This is a genomic window from Corallococcus aberystwythensis (genome assembly GCF_003612165.1).
GTDB lineage: Bacteria > Myxococcota > Myxococcia > Myxococcales > Myxococcaceae > Corallococcus > Corallococcus aberystwythensis.
Map to the genome: position 1 here is coordinate 17,754 of NZ_RAWK01000072.1, position 18,306 is coordinate 36,059.

Here is an 18,306-nt window from a genome sequence, read left to right on the forward strand (position 1 = left end):
CTCAGCGGTACTGGAGGAGGAACCGGGCCTCGTCCCAGACAAGTCCATAGCGGTGCAGGAGGTCCTCGATGCCCACGCCCGCCGGGGACGGATGGGCGATGGATTCAAACCGGTTCCATTGGAGCGTCCCGTCGGAGGCCGCGGAGACGAGCAGCGCTCCATCCGGCGAGAAGGCCAGGGCCGCCAGGAAGCCCTGCTGGCCCGTGAAGCCCCCCAGCCGCTCTCCGGAGGACAGGCTCCAGACCTTCACGCCCTGCTCCATGCCCGACGAGGCCAGGAAGCGCCCATCCGGCGACACCGCCAGGGCCAGCACGCCCACGGCCTTCTCATCCAGCGTCCTCAACAGCCGGCCCCCCTCCACGTCCCAGACGCGAATCGGCTGCCGCATGCCCGCTGTCACCAGGTGGGGCTGGGACGGGGTGAAGGCCACGGCGCGCACGGGCTCGCCCAGGTCGAGCCGCAGCAGGGGCTGACGCCGCTCCACGTCCCAGGTGCGCACCGTCTTGTCCTTGCTGCCCGACGCGAGCCTGCGCCCCGTGCTGTCGAAGGCCAGGGCCCAGACCTTGCCGGTGTGTCCCTGGAGCAGTCCCACGGGCCTGCCGTCCATCACCGACCAGAGCTGGATGTCGGGATCGCCCGCCACCGCGACGAGCGTCCCATCCGGACTGAAGGCCACCGCGCGCACGGAGCCGTTCACCCCGGGCAACTCCAGCAGCACCCGGCCCGAACGCGCGTCCAGCACGAGCGCCCTGCCCTTCATCGTGCCCACCGCGATGCGCTCGCGGTCCGGACTCACCGCCAGGGACACCGCGGACTCCGTTCCCCCTGGCGCTGAACGGAGGTCATTCCCCTCCTCGATGCGCCACCGCCACCAGCCTTCTTCACCGCCCGCGAGCAGCTCACGCTCCTGGGAGAACGCGAGCGCCTCCACCCATGCGGAATGTCCGCGCACCACCACCCGCGAAGGAACCTCCGGCCGGCGCCACACGTCGAGAACGCCGTCCATCCCGCCCGACGCGAACGTGCGCCCGTCTGGAGACAGGGCCACGCTCATCACGGCGGCGTGATGCGCATCCAGCCGCTCCAGCAGCGCGCCTCCATGTCCATCAATGAGCTGCACACGCCCGTCCCATCCGCCCTGGACCAGAGACTGGAACCGGCCGTCGATGGCTGCCACGGAGACGTTGCCGGAGTTGCGCAGCACGTCGGTGAGCTGTCCTGACCGGGCGTCCCAGAAGCGCACGGCGCGGTCGCCCGCCGCCGTCATGATGCGCTGACCGTCCGAGGAGAACGCCCCCGCCTCCACCTTCTCCTCATGCCCCAGGAGGCGGTGGACCTCCTTGCGCGACGCCACATCCCAGACCCGGGCGCTCCGGTCCGCGCTCGTCGACAGGAGCCGCCCGCCGTCCGGGGAGAAGACGACGGCGATGACGTTGTCGTCGTGATGGAAGCGCAGCAACTCGGAGCCGGTCGCGACGTCCCAGACGCGGACCGCCTTGTCCAGGCCACCAGAGGCCAACCACCTGCCGTCGGGCGAGAAGGCCACCCCGAGCACGACGTCGGTGTGGCCCTGGATGACCGCGTGCTGCCGGCCCTGACGCCAATCCCAGACACGCAGCTCCCCGGGCCTGCCCGCGGAGGCCAGCCAGCGGCCGTCCGGTGAGAAGGCGACGGCGTGGACCTCCGCCGTGTGGCCCTTCAGCTCCGCCAGCAACTCCCCGCGCTCCACGTCCCAGAGCCGCACGACGGAGTCGTAGTGTCCGGAGGCCAGCACCCGGCCATCCGGCGTGAAGGCCAGCGCGAGCACCGAGCCCTGGATCCGCTTCGACCAGCGCAGCGTGGAGGCACGGTCCACCGCCTGGCCCTGTCCCCACTGCGCGGACAGCGAGTCCCGCGACGCCCGGGCCAGCGCGAACGATGCCGCCGCCACGCCCCACTGCCGGGACTCGGTGGCCGCGTCACCCTTCGCCTCGTAGACGCGAGCGCGCAGGTCCCGCGCCGTCATGGCGTCCGGAGCTTCGCCACCGGAAGACCGGTGCGCCGAACAGGAAGCAAGCATCAGCGCGAGACACCACCACCGCATGGGGCTCCCTCCGGAAACCGGGCACGGCCTGCCTGGGCGCGCAGCGTCCGCACCTTGGGGCCAGGACCGTACCCCGGATGAAAGGAAGCCATGCCCATGCGGTGGGCATGCCACCCGATGCGGTCCCAACCGGTCCGGCGGTCGGACCGGCTTCCGCTGCTCGGATGGAGCGGAAGCTCGTCAGCGCAGGGGCGCCGGACCGCGGCGCGCCCAACGGGTCCGGCCGTCGGACAGGTTTCCGCCGGCCCGGATGGAGCGCCAACCTCCCGTCCATGAGGGGGTGCCCTGTCCGGACCGGGGCACGCCCAACTGGTCCGACTGTCGGACCAGTTCGCGCGGTCCGCCTCCGGAGCGGGGGCCCTGCGGGTTTTCTCTCCTTCTCATCCGGTTGGACGGCCTTGATGGCCGAAGGTCCAGACGTCCAAGGAGGCCCCGTCCGCGCGGAAGTCCGGCGGGCCCCTGCGGCTACAGGCCCGTGGGATAGGTCTCCGGCGCTTCGCCGCGCTCCCATCCGGTGGTGCGCTCCAGCGGCTCGAGCGCGCGCGTCTCATCGAGGTGCAGCATCGCGTCAAACTGCTCCGGCAGCCGGGTGTGGAAGTAGTGGCTCATGCGCTCCGTGTCGGGCCGGTAGATGACGCCGATGGCCCGCTGCAGGCGCCGCTCGCGGAGCGCCCCGGAGACCTCGCCCAGCTCGCGGAGGTCCAGCAGGAAGCCCGGCAGCCCGACCTGGTGGAAGAGGGACTCGCAGCTGCCCGGCAGCCCATGGCGGACCTTCTTCCGCTCGGCGGCCCCGCCCCAGTTGGAGGCCGCGGTGACGGAGCCCTGGTACGTGCTGAAGCCGATGAGCCGCGTCGCTCCCGGGTGACGCTGCCGCGTCAGCTGTCCCAGGTTCACCTCGCCCGAGGCCCCCATCTCCGTCGCGCGCGCATCCCCGACGTGCGAGTTGTGCGCCCAGACCACGATCCGCGCGTCACCGGAGCGGCGCGTCAGGAAGCCCAGCAGCGCGTCCAGCGTGTCCGCCATGTGCGTGTCGCGCAGGTTCCAGGACGAGACGCGCCCGTGGAACATGGACCGGTAGTATTCCTCCGCGTTCTGGACGACCCGTGCGTTCTGCTCCGCGTCGAACTGGGCGTCCTCCGCCAGGTGCCCGTCCCGGTGCAGCAGGGACTCTCGCTCCCGTTGCAGCTCGCGGAGCTGGGCGATGACCTGCCGCTCGCAGTCCGGTGACAGGCCCAGCGTGGTCGAGTGACCGTAGTCCTGCGGATCCTCTCCGAAGTGTTCGAAGCAGGCGTAGCGATGCCGGGCACGCTTCGCGGCCGCTGGATCCGCGCCGTCCAGGTACTTCAGCACCGCGCCCATGGAGCCATGGAGGCTGTAGAGGTCCAGCCCGTAGAACCCGACCTTGTCGTGCGCGGAGCGGTGGTCGTTGTGCGTCCGCAACCATCCCGCGAAGTCGAGCACGTCCGCGTTGCGCCACATCCACGCGGGGAAGCGATGGAAGTCGGAGAGCGACTCCACCGCGTCCGCGTCGGTGCCCGCCCCGCGCACGTAGCGGTTGATGCGGTACGCGTCCGGCCAGTCCGCCTCCACCGCGACGGCGCTGAAGCCCTTCTCCTCGATGAGGCGCCGCGTCAGGAGCGCGCGGAGCCGGTAGAACTCGTGCGTGCCGTGGGTCGCTTCGCCAATCAGCACGCACCGCGCGTCGCCCACCAGGTCCATCAGCGGATCCAGGTCCTCCCGCGTTCCCTGGAGCGGTCGCACGGTCTCCGCGATGGCCCGTACCAGCAGTGCGTCCTCCCGGGTCGCCATGGTGTCTCCTCCCTTTCCATCAAGGGTGGAGCCGCACACGCGCGGAGGAAAGGCGGCGGGCAACCAGGCGGCGCCCCAGCCTCCGGGACTCTCAGCTTCAGAGAATCAAGCAACTCCCGATCCGGTCATGCCGATAACCTTCGCAAAGGAATCTTCATGACCCAGATCAAATCCCCCACGGGCTTCGTTTCGTCGCTGCAGACCGCCCTCAAGACCGCCAGCACGGCCGGCAAGGCGGTGGGCGCTCCCGTCCTCAAGAAGGCGCTCCAGGGCGCGGACGCGGCCCAGCTGAGCCCCCAGCAGAAGAGCCAGGTGCGCGACGTCTTCGAGCAGGTGAAGTTGACCCCGAAGGCCCGTGAGCTCGCCGACCAGTTCGTGGGGGGCAAGGGCGTTGGCATCAAGCCTCCGAAGGACATCGGCATGGTGAAGGTCCGGATGGACGACCCCACCGGCGACCTGAAGCCGCCGAAGTTCACGCCGCCGGACGGTGGCCGGGTGAAGATCCGGATGGATGACCCCACCGGCGACCTGAAGCCGCCGAAGTTCACGCCGCCGGACGGCGGTCGCGTGAAGATCCGGATGGACGACCCCACCGGCGACCTGAAGCTGCCGGACTTCAAGCCGCCGGAAGACATCGGCGTCGTGAAGGTCATGATGGACGACCCCACGCGTGGCTCGAAGCTGCCGGACTTCAAGCCGCCGGAAGACATCGGCGTCGTGAAGGTCATGATGGACGACCCCACCCGTGGCTCGAAGCTCCCGGACTTCAAGCCCCTGGATGGCGGCATCGTGAAGGTCAAGATGGACAGCCCGGTCTGAACGACCGGCAGGCGAAGTCACGGACCCCATGACGTCTCGCAAGAAGGTCGTGGTCATCGGCTCGCGTTCAGATGACGCCACCCGCTTCGTTGCTGAAGCGGTGGAGCGCCGTCGGGCGCGAGCCGTCGTCCTGGAGACGGACCGGGTGCCGGACTCCGCCGCGTTGAGCTGGGAGGACGGCGACGTGCACTGGGACGGTGAGTGTCTCAGTGACCTGCGCTCGTTCTACCTCAAGCTCGTGCGCCTCTCGCTCCCGGTCCCGGAAGCCGAGGCCCTGTCCGAGCGCAACTTCCCGCGCTGGCAGGAGCAGTACCTGGCGGAGCGGGAGCGTCAGTCGTTCCTCCACTCCGTGCTGCGCTCGCTCCACCGGCGCGGCGGCTCCTTCGTCAACCCGCTGGAGGCGGTGGAGCTGCACTACCTGAAGCTGCAGCAGCTGGCCCTGCTGCGCCGCCACCGCATCCCCGTTCCCAGCAGCCTGGCCACCGCCTCACCGGACGCGGTGCGCGAGTTCGTCGCGCGTCACGGGTCCGTCATCTACAAGCCGCTGAGCGGCGGCGCGCTGGTGCGCAAGGTGGAGGAGGCTGACCTCACCGAGGAACGGCTCCAGCTGCTCGCCAACTGCCCCGTGCTGTTCCAGGAGCAGATTGTCGGCGACGAGTTCCGCGCCTATGTGCTCGACGGCGAGCCCGTGGCCGCCTTCCACATCCCCACCGACGGCGTGGTGGACGCGCGGCAGAACCTGCACCGGGTAAAGCCCTCCCGCCTGCCCCAGGAGGCCTGGGCAGTGTGCCTCAAGGGCGCGAAGGCGCTGGGCATGGTCTTCACTGCGGTGGACCTGCGGCGCACCCAACAAGGCGCCTTCGTGGCGCTTGAATTCAACCCCACTCCCGCCATCTCCTTCTTCGATGATCCGCGCGACGGCAAAGTCATCACCCGGCTCGCCAGCTACCTCGTCTCCAAGGCCTGAGCGCCCGAGCGGGTTCTTCATCGCGGACTACGCCGACAGCATCTTCGGCCCCGTCTCCGCGCCGAAGCCGGAGGTGTTCCCGCCCTCCGCGACCGCCTGGACGCGCCTTGCGTCCGCGTCCGAGGCGCTGCGCACCACCCTCCGCCAGGAGTTCATCGAAGGCGGGCGGGTGCCGCACCTCTGCCTCCGGGACGCAATCCTCCCCGAGCGCGCGGAAGCCCTGCATCAGGCCCTGCGCGACGCGCGCTTCGTGCGGCACCACCACGGCCCGTACCCGCTGCACATCGCGCCGCTCGCGCAGCAGGCGCCCTCCGCCCTGACGGACTTCTGCGCGTGGCTCAAGAGCGCGGACGGCGCGGCCTTCCACGCCGCGCTGGTGGGCTGGCCCCAACCGCTGGAGACGCGGCAGGTGCAGGTGTCGCGCATGGAGGTGGGCGAGCACTTCCCGGAGCACCGGGACACGGACGAGGAAGGGCTCGCCGTCGTCTACAACTTCACGCGCCCCTGGGAGGACCGCTTCGGCGGCGTCCTCACCTTCCGGCATCCCGAAGTGGACGCGGACCTGATGCGCGTCCCGCCGCTCTTCAACTCGGTGTTCATCTTCCGCGCGAGGGGCGCCCCCCACCGCGTGACGGAGTGGACGTCCGCGGCGCAGGGACACCAGCGCTACTCCATCACCGCCTTCATCCTCGCGCGCGCGGAAGCCCCCCATTCCCGGTAGGGTCCTCGCATGAGCCCGACCCTCCTTCGCGGTCTTTCCCAGACACGGCTCGCGGACCTGACGGCCGGGCTGCGCGGCCACGTCGAGCGCGGTGAGCTGCCCGGCCTCGTCGCCCTGGTCGCGCGCGGGGACACCGTGCACGCCAGCGCGCTGGGAGTGCAGGACCTCACCTCCGGCACGCCCATGCGGCGGGACAGCCTCTTCCGCCTCGCGTCCATGGCCAAGCCCATCACGGCCGTGGCCACGCTGATGCTCGTGGAGGAAGGCAAGCTCCCGCTGGACGGCGCCGTCGACCCCTGGCTGCCGGAGCTGGCGAACCGCCGCGTCCTGCGCACGCCCGACGGGCCGCTCGACGACACCGTTCCCGCGAAGCGCGCCATCACCGTGCGCGACCTGCTCACGCTGCGCTGGGGCCTGGGCGCGGTGATGGCGCCGCCTGGCACGCATCCCATCCAGCGGGCCATGGTGGAGGCCCGGGTGGCGCCTGGCTTCCACGCGCTCACGGATCCGCCGGATGAGTTCATGCGGCGGCTGGGCTCGCTGCCGCTCCGCCATCAACCTGGAGAGCGGTGGGCCTATCACACCGGCTATGAGGTCCTGGGCGTGCTGGTCGCGCGGGCCTCGGGACTGCGCTTCGATGACTTCCTGCGCGAGCGGCTCTTCGGGCCGCTGGGCATGAAGGACACGGCGTTCGTCGTGCCCGCGGAGAAGCTCGACAGGCTCACGACGGCCTACGCGCACGACGACGTCACCGGACGGCTGGAGGCCTGGGACACGCCCGCGAACAGCTACTGGTCGCGGCCCCCCGCCTTCCTCTCCGGAGGAGGCCAGGGCGGGCTGGTGTCCACGGCGGATGACATCCTCGCCTTCTGCCGGATGCTGCTGGGCGGGGGGCAGACGGGGAACACCCGCGCGCTGTCCCGCGCGAGCCTCCAGGAGCTGCTGACGGATCAGATATCCGAGGAGCAGAAGGCCGCCTCGCCCTTCTTCCCCGGCTTCTGGGATGCGTCCGGCTGGGGCTTCGGCGGGGCCGTGTGCACGAAGCCGGATGGCGTCTCGCCCACCGCCGGACGCTACGGCTGGGCCGGCGGCTACGGCCCGACGTTCTTCATCGACCCCGAGCAGGACCTGACGGCCGTCCTCCTGACCCAGAAACGCATGCAGGGCCCCGACGACGAGGCCCTGGCCATGGCCTTCTCCAAGGGCGCGTACCGGGCGCTGGAGGACTGAAGCGCGGCCTTTACAGCGCCGGGGCAGGCTTCGCCGCTTCGGCCTGGGCGCTCGCGCCGGCAGCCGGGGTGCCGCCCCGCGCGATGGCGTCCAGGTTCGCGAGGCCCCGCTCGAAGTCCTTGCCCAGCATCGTGTCCATGTTCACGACGAGCGACATCGCCTTGCCCATCACGGTGTTCTCCCCGTCCATGGCCCAGCTCACGCGGGTGCCGCCGTTCTCCGGGGTGAGCGTGAAGACGGCCCGGTTCGTGGCTTCGAAGGGCTTGAAGAACTCCAGCTTGAGGACGACGCGCGCTCCGGGCTGGCTCTCCACGATGGTCATGCGGCCGTCCCCGGACTTGCCGCCGGCGTAGGTGAAGCGGGCGCCCGGCCCTGCGTTGGGCCCGTCCCACGACTTGGTCAGGCCGGGGGAGTCATCGAAGCGGTACGGGTTCCACGTGTCGAAGTGGTGCAGGTCGTTGATCAGCGCGAAGACGGTGTCCGGGGACGCGGCCACGTGCGCGTTGCGCTCGATGCGGAAGTGGTCCGGCCGGGTGGCGATGAAGGCGCCCAGCGCGACGACGAGGACGAGGACGGCGATGGCGATGGCGAGCTTGGCGACCATGGAGGGCCCCTTGTTGGAGTGGAGACGCTCTCCCGGGTGAGCGGGAGGGTTCATCTCCACGTCGAACGAGGGGCCGCGGAATCGACACGGCATTTCCGGCCCATTTTCCGCACCCGGGAGCACACCCGGGAATACATCTCACTTCCCGGTGGGCCGGAGGGCCTGGAGCCGCGCCTTGTCCAGCTTCGCGGCGACGCCCACGCTGCGCCCCGCGAGGTTCGCGACGACGTACTGCACGGAGCTGCCCAGCACCTGCGCGCTCTCCGACAGGGTGAGCCCGTAGTCCTGCTCCAGCCACTGCGTGAGGCCCTGGGTCGCGGAGCGCAGGGCGTCATCCAGCGAGCCGCCCTGCCCCAGCGTCATCAGGTGCGTGGGCGACTCCACGCGGGGCGTCGAAGGCGGCGGCTTGCCGTGCAGGACGTCCACGGTGAACTCGACGTCCATGGAGGTCTCCAGCGCGTACTGCGACGTCTCACCGTCGCCCTGCGCGGCGTGCGCGTCGCCCAGGTACAGGAGCGCTCCGGGCTGCGCCACGGGCAGGTAGACGGTGTTGCCCTCCACGACCTCGTTGAAGTCCATGTTGCCGCCGTAGCGGCCCGTGTCGCCGGTGGACAGGGGCGCGGAGCCGAAGCCGGGCGCCACCGCCAGGCCGCCCAGCATGGGCCGCAGCGGCACGGTGAAGGCCTTCAGGCGCTCCGTTGGGGACTCCGGGGTGGCGACGCCGCGCTCGGGGTCCAGCTTCCAGCGCACGGGCTTGCCCAGCTCCGCCGCCTTCGCGGCGAGCCCCGTCGTGAGGGCCCGGCCCACGATGCTGTCCAGGCTGTCCGCGAACGTCCGGTTCAGCTTGAGGCGGCGGATGCGGATGGCCAGGGTGTCGCCCGGGTTCGCGGTGGCGATGAAGAAGGGCCCCGTCTGCGGGTTGCCGAAGAGGGCGCGGGTGACGCCCTTCGCGTCCATGCCGCCGGAGTCGAGCGTCCAGGTGCGCACCGTGTCGCCCGGCCAGACGGTCAGCACCGGCGCGCGGTGCGCGGTGAATTCATTGGACCACGAGGTGGGCGTGAAGTCGTGCACGCGCGCGGGGCCCGCGGGGCGCGAGGGAAGCAACCGGGCCGTGAAGGCATGGGACGCCCGGGCCTTCGGGTTGTTGCTGTCGGGGTAGTCCGCGGTGCCGCGCAGCGCTTCACCGCTCACCTTGCCGTCGAAGACATAGGTCTGCTGACGCGAGTCCGTGACGACGAAGTGGACGGTATTGCCCGTGCGCTCCCCCTTCAGCGAGTCCCCGTCCAGCTCTCCCGAGAGGCGCTTCCCGTCACGCTCCAATGTGAGGAGTTGATAGGCGGGGTTGCCCCACAGGTCGGTCGTCACGAGCCACGACTCGGAGGCCGCGAGCGCACTGGCCGGCAGGCAGCAGAAGAGGACGGCGAGGGAGCGGATCATGTGGTGGCGCAGTGTAGGGGAACGGCTCCGGGTCCGCGTCACCGCAGCCGCTGGCCGAAGGCCCGCAGCCGGTCGCGGGCCTTCAACAGCTTCTGCCGGGGAATGGAGAACACCGCGCGCACGCGCTCCGGGTCGCCGCACCACGCACCGCCGTTGAGCACCACGTGGGTGTGCTCGTAGATGACGCGCGGCAGGTTCTCCGGCGTGAGCTTCACGCCGTCCACGGAACGTCCCAGCCACGCCGTCATCGGCGGCGCGAGGAAGAGGCCTCCCGCCTCCGTGGCCTCCGCGCGGCCGTCGTCGGGCAGCGCCTCCGCCAGCAGCGCGCGCTTCTCCGCCAGGTCGCGCCGCATCCGCGCCAGGTAGTTCCGCAGCGCCTTGTGCCGCACGGCGTAGAGCAGCTGTCCATCCGGTCCCCGCGCATGGGCCGCGTACAGGTACGCCGCCGCTCGAGCGGTGGGCGTGTGCAGCACGCCTGGAGCGCTGTCGCGCAGCGCCGTTACCAACGCCCGGTCCTTCGTGGCCACCCAGCCCACGCGCAGGCCTCCGGCCGCGAACTCCTTGGACAGCCCGCCCAGCAGCACCGTCCGCGCGCCGATGCCCGGCACCGCCCCCTCCAGCGTCACCGGGCTGTGCACCGTCTCCGCCGTGGGGTTGGTGAGGTTCACCAGGCCGAAGATTTCATCCGACACCCAGAGACAGCGCTGCTCCACCACGAACGTCGCCAGCGCCATCAACTCCTCGTGCGACAGGTAGTGGCCCGTGGGGTTCGCCGGCTGCGACAGCACCACCGCGTCCGGAGTGCCGCCCCGCACGCGGCGCGACAGCAGCGTGCCCAGCGGTCCGGACTCCACCTCGCACCCCGCCGCGAGGAACGTGGGCGCGAGCACGCCATAGCAGGGCGTCACCAGGAACACGCGCGGCGCCCGGCCCAGCCGCTGGCGCAGCGCCACGCCCAGGTGGTGCATGAGCGGCCAGACGCCCGGCGCCACGACGACGTCCTCGGCGGCATAGCGCGCCCCGCGCGTCTCCAGCAGGAAGGCCGCCACGGCCTCCGCCAGTCCCGTCTGCGCCGCTTCCGCGCGCGGCGCGACCCCCGCCGCGATGAGCCCCTCCACCAGCGGCAGCGGCAGCGGGCCCTCGTTCTCGCCGTAGTCCAGGCGCACGAGCTCCGGGTCGTCCTCGCGGAAGAACTTCGGTGCGAACGCGGGCAGCTCCGCCAGCCGCGCGATGCGCTGCGAGCGCGGCAGCCGCACCTCCGGGGCACGGTGGGGCGAGGGAGGCTCCGGCTCCGCGAAGGCCATGCGGAAGGCGAGCAGCTCGGAGAAGGTGCGCTCGTAGAACCACTCCGCCAGGACGCTGATGCGCGAGTACGTCACCTCCGCCGCCACCTCCAGGTCCGCGCGCAGCGGCTCCGGCACGGGGAGCAGCAGCGTCAGCTCCAGGTCCGGCCACACCGCGTTCTTGATGAGGCCGTACAGGATGACCAGGTTGGGCGCGTGCTGCGTGCGGGCGAGGAACTCGAAGAGGGTGCGCGGCTCCACCTCACCGGTGATGTTGAAGAAGGCGCTCTCGTCCAGCACCACCCAGATGCCCCGCCGGGCGGCCTCCGCCACGATGTCGCGCAGCACCGCCAGGTTGGTGCGCTCGCCCGGCTCCACCGTCAGGAGCACGGCCTTCACGTCGAAGGCGGTGAGCAGGCGGCGGATCTCCCCCAGCGTGTTGTGCGTCACGGTGGCGCGCACGCCCGCCTTGTCCAGCGCGCGGGCATAGAGCGGGTGCAGGCTGCGCGACACCAGCACCGTGTCCCCGGGGTCACACGTGGCCAGCAGGAACGAATAGACGGCCTGCTCCCGCTCCGGCGCGACGAACAGCGAGTCCTCCGACAACCTCAAGCCGAAGTGGCGGTCCAGGTAGCGGACCACCAGCCTGCGGAAGGACGCGTCCCCGGCCTCGTGCGCATAGGGCAGGTAGGGCGCTTGCGACAGCCGCTCCGCGAGCGCCGTGACGAAGCCCAGCTGCTCCGCGGACGCCGCGCCCAGGTCCAGCTCCTCCTGGAGCGCCGCGATGCCCAGGCCGCGCAGCGCGGCGCGCAGGGCCAGCGTCTCGCGGGGCAGTGACAGGTGGGCCTCCCACACCGCCACCTCGTGCCAGATGGGCTGGCCGGACTGGAGCCACCCCAGCGCCGTCGCCGCGCGCAGGGGCTCCGGGCTGTGGGCCTCCATGAAGAATTCGAACTCCCGCCCGGTGCGCTGCTCCAGCGACACCAGGGGGCGGATGTCCGTGTCCGCCGCCTGCATCACCCGCCGCGCCACGCGCACGCAGGTGGTGAAGCCGCGCCGGGTGAACATGCGCGCGATGATGGCCCGGCCCGGACGGCCCGCGAGGTTCAACAGCAGCCGTCCGCCCGGCACCAGCCGCTCCGGCGCCTCGTCCAGGAGCCGCGCGATGAGCCCCAGGCCGAAGTGGTCCTCGTAGACGTTCTGCAGCGAGGTGTAGTTGGACAGGTCCAGCAGCGCCTGCTCATCCGCCTGCGCCAGCTCCGCGGGAAGCTCGTCGCTCCGGAGCACCTGGGGGATGCACCCGACGATGAAGTCCCAGGTGGGCGCCTGCGGCAGGCCTCGCAGCAGGTCGCTCTCACCAAAGGACAGCCGCGACACCAGGTGTTCGTCGCCGTTGAGCCACGCGTTGCACAACCCCACCGCCGGGGCTTGCGGGTTCAGGTCCAGCCCTTTGATGCGCGCGAGCCCCGTGAACTTCGCCAGCGCGATGCAGATCCACCCGGACCCCGAGCCCACCTCCACCAGCTGCTTGCCGGCGTACTCGTCCAGGGGGACCTTCAAGAGCCCCTCCAGGAACGTGAACGCCCACGCCTCGGGCGCGAAGATGGACGGAGGAATCAGCAGCTCCAGCCGTTCCTGGGACGCGCCCACCGCCACCACCACCGACGCCAGCCGCAGCGGTGCGCCCTCCGGCTGGTCGCGCGACAGCTCCGCCAGCTCGCGCAGCTCCGCCAACGCCCGCGGACGCTCCTCCGGCCGGGCCAGCGCCTCGGAAAGCGTACGCAATTGGACAAAGGCTTCACGGGGTGACGCGGGATAGGTGGCCATGGCTCGGCGGACTGTCCGGGCCCGGCTGAGTGCTGTCAACGACAGCCTTTCGCGAATGCCTGACGCATCGCAGTATCGATTTACAGATTGTCATTCCCAGTTTACATGGGAAATCTGGCGTCAACCGTCAGTAAGCAGTGCCCACCGGGCGGCCCCCACTCGCCCGGTGGGGACGCTCGATGAAAAGACAATCGCAGTTGGCCTGGCTCGCGGTGTTCGCCGTCATCCTGTTACACGCGCAGCCGGCACAGGCGCAGATCGCCGCCGCGCACGTGTATCACAATCACATGCCCAACTTCTGGGCGTACTACGACCTGACCCAATACAACGCGACACCGGTGGGCGGTCCCATCCGCTACGCGTATGACGGACAGGTCATCCAGATAAAGCAGTCACCTCCGGCCAACTACACCTATTTCCTGCCGTCGGGCGCGCCCATGCCGCACGACGACCTGGTGACGTACTACTCGCACCACGCGAAGGTGGGCGCGTATCAGTTCTGGCCGCCGGACGTGGCCGCGGACATGAAGGCCAACGCCTCCACGGGACAGGTTCACGTCACCATGTCCGGCGCGGTGGTGAACAACGTCAACGACCTGGTCACCCGCCGGAACGTCACCGGCTACGACAACGCCAACTGGGGCGCGACCTGGAGGGACCGCTACACGAACCTGCGCACGCCCGCGGGCAACCGCTCGTTGGATCTCATCCACTTCACGGGCCACCACTCCATGGGCCCGCTGGTGGGGCCGGACTACTTCCTCAAGGACCTCATCCACCAGAGCGCCACGCTGTCCCAGTCGTACTTCCTGGGCAGCGGCTTCACGTCCTCCAAGGGCTTCTTCCCCACGGAATTGGGCTTCAGCGAGCGGCTCATCCCCACGCTGGCGAAGCTGGGCGTGAAGTGGTCCGTCATCGGTGACAACCACTTCTCCCGCACGCTGAAGGACTACCCGTTCCTCAACGACCCGGGCTCCGACACGCTGGTGTCACCGCCCAACCGCGCGGACCTCCAGAACACCAGCACCGTGGGCGCCTGGGTGAGCGAGTCCATGGCGCACGAGCAGCAGGTCATCCGCAACAAGTACCCCTTCGCCTCCACGCCGCACTGGGTGCGCTACGTGGACCCGGCCACCGGCGCCGAGTCGCGCGTCGTGGGCATCCCCGTCAACCAGAACGGCTCCTGGCTGGAGGGCTGGGAGGGACAGGCCACGGTGGACGTGGTGGGCCTGCGCAACTTCGAGGGGCTCACGCCCCAGAAGCAGTTCTTCGTGCTCGCGCACGACGGCGACAACTCCGGCGGACGCGCGGGTTCGCTGGACACGTGGCTCAACGGCCGCGCCGTCACCTGCACCGGCGGAGTGCAGTGCCTGGGCATCGACGAGTACCTGGTCAGCAACACGCCCGTCGCCACGGACGTGGTGCACGTGCAGGACGGCTCCTGGGTGGACACGCGCGACTCCTCGTCCGACCCGCAGTGGCACCACTGGCGGCTGCCCTTCGGCATCTGGAAGGGGCAGTTCCCCGCCTTCAACTCCGCCACCGGCCTCAACCTGGCGCCCAAGACGAACCTGAGCGGCGTGCAGGAAGGGATGACGGTGTCGCTGGAGCACGGCTGGCACTACCTGGAGCGCAACTTCGCGCTGCTCCAGGCCGCGCTCAACTACGCGAAGACGTCCGAACAGCTGTGGCTGGACGCGCACCCGAACCACTGGAAGCCCACCACGGCGCTGGATTCCCAAATCACGCACGCGGGCAATCAGCTCAACCCGTGGATGCTGTCCTTCCCGGTGAAGGGCGACGCGGGGAACGACTGGGCGGGCGGCGCGAACCCCGCGGAGCTGGCCTGGTACTTCCTCCTGCCGGCCATGGACTCCGGCTTCGGCTACTACGACGAGAACGTGGACGACAACGTGAAGCCCACGCTGTCCTTCAACCAGTCGCTCTACTTCTCCAAGCCGTACGTGCAGGACCGGCTGGCGCAGGACCGCACGGGGCCATCCGTCTGGTGGCCGCAGCGCTGGCCGTACAACCCGGGCAGCGCCAACACGGACAAGTCGGAAGGCTGGACGCTGCACCACTTCGACAACGCCTTCGCGCTGTACACCTACGCCTTCGACGTCAGCGGCATCACCAGCATCAAGGCGCGGGTGCGCGTGCACACCGCGAAGAGCATCGACCCGCTGGACAACACGCCCCGTGTCTATGACCCGGCGGCGCTGAAGGCCGCGGGCGTGCCCAACATCGATCCGTCGCGCGTGGGCGCGTGGGTGGACCATCCGCTCCAGCGCCGCGAACTGCGCCCCGTGATGAACGGCGTGGCGTGGCAGCCAGCGCACCTGCCGGTGATGCAGAAGGTGGCCGCGCAGGAGATTGGAGACCTCTACTACGCCTACTTGAGCGCGTACCGGGACCAGGTGCTCGACTACTACATCGAGGCCACCGACGCGCGCGGCAACGTGACCCGCAGCGAAATCCAATCCGTCTACGTGGGCGCGGGCAGGTACCGGCTGGAGGGGGGCAAGTACATCGAGGACCTCAACGGCCCGGTGACGGGCACCTACCCGTTCCTCCGCGTGGACACCACCGCGCCGTCCGTCCCCACGGGGCTCGCGGCGACGCGCACGGACCGCTCCGTGTCGCTGACCTGGTCAGCCGCCACGGACAACATCGGCGTGACGGGCTACCTCGTGTTCCGCAATGGCACTCAGGTGGGCACGCCTTCCACGACGAGCTACACCGACAGCGGGCTCACGGCGGGCACCGCCTACAGCTACACGGTGCGGGCGAGGGACGCTGCGGGCAACACGTCCTCGTCGAGCACCGCGCACTCCGTCACCACCCTGCCCTCGGATACGACGGCGCCTTCCACGCCCACGGGCTTGAGTGCTTCGGGCGTCACCAGTTCGTCAGTGGTGCTGAGCTGGACGGCGGCTACGGACAACTACGGCGTGAGCGATTACCTCGTGTTCCGCAATGGCACACAGGTCGCGGCGCCCACGGCGACGACGTACACGGACACGGGGCTGTCCTCGAGCACGGCGTACAGCTACACCGTGAAGGCTCGCGACGCGGCAGGGAACACCTCTGTCGCCAGCGCGGCGCTCTCCGTCACCACCGGCCTGGGGTACACGACGACGGTCTATTACAAGAAGGGCTTCACCACGCCCTACATCCACTACCGCCCCGTGGGTGGCACGTGGACGACCGCTCCGGGGGTGCTGATGCCAGACGCGGAGGTGGCGGGCTACGCGAAGTTCACGGTGAACCTGGGCTCCGTGCAGCAGTTGGAGGCGGTCTTCAACAACGGCAGCGGCACGTGGGACAACAACAACGGCGGCAACTACCTGTTCCCCACGGGCACCTCCACGTTCAACGCCGGAGTCATCACGGCGGGCGGCCCGGTGAGTGACACCGCGGCGCCGTCGGTGCCCACGGGCCTGGTGTCTCCGTCGAAGTCCTCGACGACGGTGTCGCTGAGCTGGACTGCTTCCACGGACAACGTCGGCGTGACGGGCTACCTCGTGTTCCGCAATGGCACACAGGTCGGCACGCCCACGACGACGGCCTATACCGACAGCGGGCTGTCCTCCAACACGGCGTATGCCTACACCGTGAAGGCACGCGACGCGGCGGGCAACACGTCCTCGGCGAGCACCGCGCTCTCCGTCACCACCAGCACGGGCAACACGGCGACCGTCTATTACAAGAAGGGCTATGCCACGCCGTACATCCACTCCCGTCCCGCGGGCGGCACGTGGACGACATCGCCGGGCGTGGCCATGACGACGGCGGAGGTCGCGGGCTACGCGAAGCACACGGTGTCCCTGGGCTCGGCCACGCAGTTGGAGGCCGTCTTCAACAATGGCAGCGGCACGTGGGACAACAACGGGGGACTCAACTACTTCTTCCCCGCGGGCACATCCACGTTCAACGCGGGGACCATCTCCGCGGGTGCGCCGTCGCAGGACACCACCGCGCCCACGGTGCCTTCCGGCCTGACAGCTCCGTCGAAGACAGCGACCACCGTGACCCTGACGTGGACGGCATCCACCGACGCCAGCGGCATCGCGGGCTATGACGTGTATCGCAATGGTTCGCTGGTGGGCTCGCCCACGACGGCCAGCTACACGGATACGGGGCTGACGGTGGGCACGGCGTACAGCTACACCGTGCGGGCGCGGGACACGGCGGGCACCGCGTCCGCGCAGTCCTCCGCGCTCTCCGTCACCACGACCACCAGTGGGGCCACGGTCACCTTCAACGTCACGGCGAGCACCGTGATGGGCCAGAGCGTGTACGTGGTGGGCAACGTCGCCGCACTGGGGAGCTGGAGCCCGGCGAGCGCCGTCCTGCTGTCCGCGGACAACTACCCCACGTGGGGCGCGGCCGTCGGGCTGCCGGGATCCACGGCGATTGAGTACAAGTTCATCAAGAAGGACGCCGCCAACAACGTCACCTGGGAGGGCGGCGCAAACCGCACCCTGACGACGCCGGCCACGGGCACCACGACCGTGAACGACACCTGGCGCTGAGCCGGTGAAGCCACCTCGCGGCGGGTCCGGAACAAAGGGCCTGCCGTGAGGGGCCGTGCCGGGCTGGAGGGTTCCAAGCCTCGGACGTGGACTCTTGCCCACTTGGAAAAGAAGAGAGCCCCTTGATGGGTCTCCCCCGCCGGCGGCGCACCGCACGAACTGGTCCGACTGTCGGACCACTCGGGACCGGGTCGCGCCCGTGGGCGGCGGCTCCCTCTGGAGCCGAACAGCGGCAACGGGTCTGACTGTCGGACCAGTTGAAACCAGGTCGCCGTGGGCAGGGGCTCCCTCTGGAGCCGAACAGCGGCAACTGGTCCGACTGTCGGACCAGCTGGGACCGGGTCGCGCCCGTGGGCGGCGGCTCCCTCTGGAGCCGAACAGCGGCAACGGGTCCGACTGTCGGACCAGTTGGGACCGGGTCGCGCCCGTGGGCGGCGGCTCCCTCTGGAGCCGAACAGCGGCAACGGGTCCGACTGTCGGACCAGTTGAGACCAGGTCGCCCGTGGGCAGCGGCTCTCCCTTTGGAGCCGGACGGCAGCAACTGGTCCAACTGTCGGACCCGTTGGGACAGCAGCCGCCCGCCGTGGGTAGGGGGGTTCTGCTTGAGCCGAATGGCCGCGACTGGTCCGACTGTCGGACTGGTTAGGGCAGCAGTCGCCTCCGTGGGTAAAGGGCGCTTCCGCTCGGGCCGAATGGCTGCGACTTGTCCGACTGTCGGACTGGTTAGGGCAGCGGTCGCCTCCGTGGGTGAAGGGCGCTTCCGCTCAGGCCGAATGGCGGCAACTGGTCCGACTGTCGGACCACTCGGGACCGGGTTGCCCCCATGGGTTGGGGCTTCCGCTTGAGCCAACCGGCGGCGACTGGTCCGACTGTCGGACCACTCGGAACTGGTCGCCCGCCGTGGTGGGGGTTCCCGCTGGAGCCGAACGGCGGCGACTGGTCCGACTGTCGGACCAGTTGGAATCGGGTCGGGCGGGAGCTGTCTCTTATA

General features: G+C 70.1%; 10 protein-coding genes. 5 read left to right on the forward strand and 5 right to left on the reverse strand.

The genetic code is table 11. The features are described 5' to 3' along the window. Nucleotide 1: 1 nt before the first annotated feature. Both D7W81_RS14060 and D7W81_RS14065 read right to left on the reverse strand, forming a co-directional pair. Nucleotides 2-2,083, reverse strand: a complete 2,082-nt coding sequence (locus D7W81_RS14060) for a WD40 repeat domain-containing protein (protein WP_120555877.1) — start codon at nt 2,081-2,083, stop codon at nt 2-4. A 465-nt stretch (nt 2,084-2,548) separates the two neighbouring features. Next, complete coding sequence (locus D7W81_RS14065) at nt 2,549-3,892, reverse strand: erythromycin esterase family protein (protein WP_120555878.1); 1,344 nt, start codon at nt 3,890-3,892, stop codon at nt 2,549-2,551. 156 nt (nt 3,893-4,048) lie between these two features. Here D7W81_RS14065 and D7W81_RS14070 point away from each other — a divergent pair, with 156 nt between their 5' ends. The 4 genes from D7W81_RS14070 to D7W81_RS14085 all read left to right on the forward strand — a co-directional run bounded on the left by D7W81_RS14070 (nt 4,049) and on the right by D7W81_RS14085 (nt 7,629). Beyond that, nucleotides 4,049-4,711: a hypothetical protein gene (locus D7W81_RS14070; RefSeq protein WP_120555879.1), complete on the forward strand. Its 663-nt coding sequence runs from the start codon at nt 4,049-4,051 to the stop codon at nt 4,709-4,711. Between the two features lie 28 nt (nt 4,712-4,739). Beyond that, the gene (locus D7W81_RS14075; protein WP_120555880.1) at nt 4,740-5,678 is read left to right on the forward strand and encodes an ATP-grasp domain-containing protein; all 939 of its coding nucleotides are present in this window, start codon (nt 4,740-4,742) and stop codon (nt 5,676-5,678) included. A 73-nt stretch (nt 5,679-5,751) separates the two neighbouring features. Further along, the gene (locus D7W81_RS14080; protein WP_244227205.1) at nt 5,752-6,399 is read left to right on the forward strand and encodes a 2OG-Fe(II) oxygenase; all 648 of its coding nucleotides are present in this window, start codon (nt 5,752-5,754) and stop codon (nt 6,397-6,399) included. 9 nt (nt 6,400-6,408) lie between these two features. Then, entirely contained in the window at nt 6,409-7,629 is a 1,221-nt protein-coding gene (locus D7W81_RS14085) for a serine hydrolase domain-containing protein (protein ID WP_120555882.1), read from the forward strand. A gap of 10 nt (nt 7,630-7,639) precedes the next feature. Here D7W81_RS14085 and D7W81_RS14090 read toward each other — a convergent pair whose 3' ends face one another. From D7W81_RS14090 to D7W81_RS14100, 3 genes are all read right to left on the reverse strand, one after another. Further along, entirely contained in the window at nt 7,640-8,233 is a 594-nt protein-coding gene (locus D7W81_RS14090; protein ID WP_120555883.1) for an SRPBCC family protein, read from the reverse strand. A gap of 138 nt (nt 8,234-8,371) precedes the next feature. Further along, nucleotides 8,372-9,670: an acetamidase/formamidase family protein gene (locus D7W81_RS14095; RefSeq protein WP_120555884.1), complete on the reverse strand. Its 1,299-nt coding sequence runs from the start codon at nt 9,668-9,670 to the stop codon at nt 8,372-8,374. Nucleotides 9,671-9,708: 38 nt separating this feature from the next. Next, a complete protein-coding gene (locus D7W81_RS14100) occupies nt 9,709-12,780 on the reverse strand; it encodes an aminotransferase class I/II-fold pyridoxal phosphate-dependent enzyme (RefSeq protein WP_120555885.1) in 3,072 nt (1,023 codons plus the stop codon). A 179-nt stretch (nt 12,781-12,959) separates the two neighbouring features. Between D7W81_RS14100 and D7W81_RS14105 the strand changes: the two genes are divergently transcribed. Continuing rightward, on the forward strand, nt 12,960-17,315 hold the full coding sequence (locus D7W81_RS14105; RefSeq protein ID WP_120555886.1) for a carbohydrate binding domain-containing protein: 4,356 nt from the start codon (nt 12,960-12,962) through the stop codon (nt 17,313-17,315). Nucleotides 17,316-18,306 lie beyond the last annotated feature (991 nt).

Excerpts from the sequence above, each read along its gene's own strand:
- D7W81_RS14090 (WP_120555883.1), bottom strand. The coding sequence starts at position 8,233 with ATGGTCGCCAAGCTCGCCATCGCCATCGCCGTCCTCGTCCTCGTCGTC.
- D7W81_RS14060 (WP_120555877.1), bottom strand. The coding sequence starts at position 2,083 with ATGCGGTGGTGGTGTCTCGCGCTGATGCTTGCTTCCTGTTCGGCGCAC.
- D7W81_RS14065 (WP_120555878.1), bottom strand. The coding sequence starts at position 3,892 with ATGGCGACCCGGGAGGACGCACTGCTGGTACGGGCCATCGCGGAGACC.
- D7W81_RS14075 (WP_120555880.1), top strand. The coding sequence starts at position 4,740 with ATGACGTCTCGCAAGAAGGTCGTGGTCATCGGCTCGCGTTCAGATGAC.
- D7W81_RS14070 (WP_120555879.1), top strand. The coding sequence starts at position 4,049 with ATGACCCAGATCAAATCCCCCACGGGCTTCGTTTCGTCGCTGCAGACC.
- D7W81_RS14085 (WP_120555882.1), top strand. The coding sequence starts at position 6,409 with ATGAGCCCGACCCTCCTTCGCGGTCTTTCCCAGACACGGCTCGCGGAC.
- D7W81_RS14105 (WP_120555886.1), top strand. The coding sequence starts at position 12,960 with ATGAAAAGACAATCGCAGTTGGCCTGGCTCGCGGTGTTCGCCGTCATC.
- D7W81_RS14100 (WP_120555885.1), bottom strand. The coding sequence starts at position 12,780 with ATGGCCACCTATCCCGCGTCACCCCGTGAAGCCTTTGTCCAATTGCGT.
- D7W81_RS14095 (WP_120555884.1), bottom strand. The coding sequence starts at position 9,670 with ATGATCCGCTCCCTCGCCGTCCTCTTCTGCTGCCTGCCGGCCAGTGCG.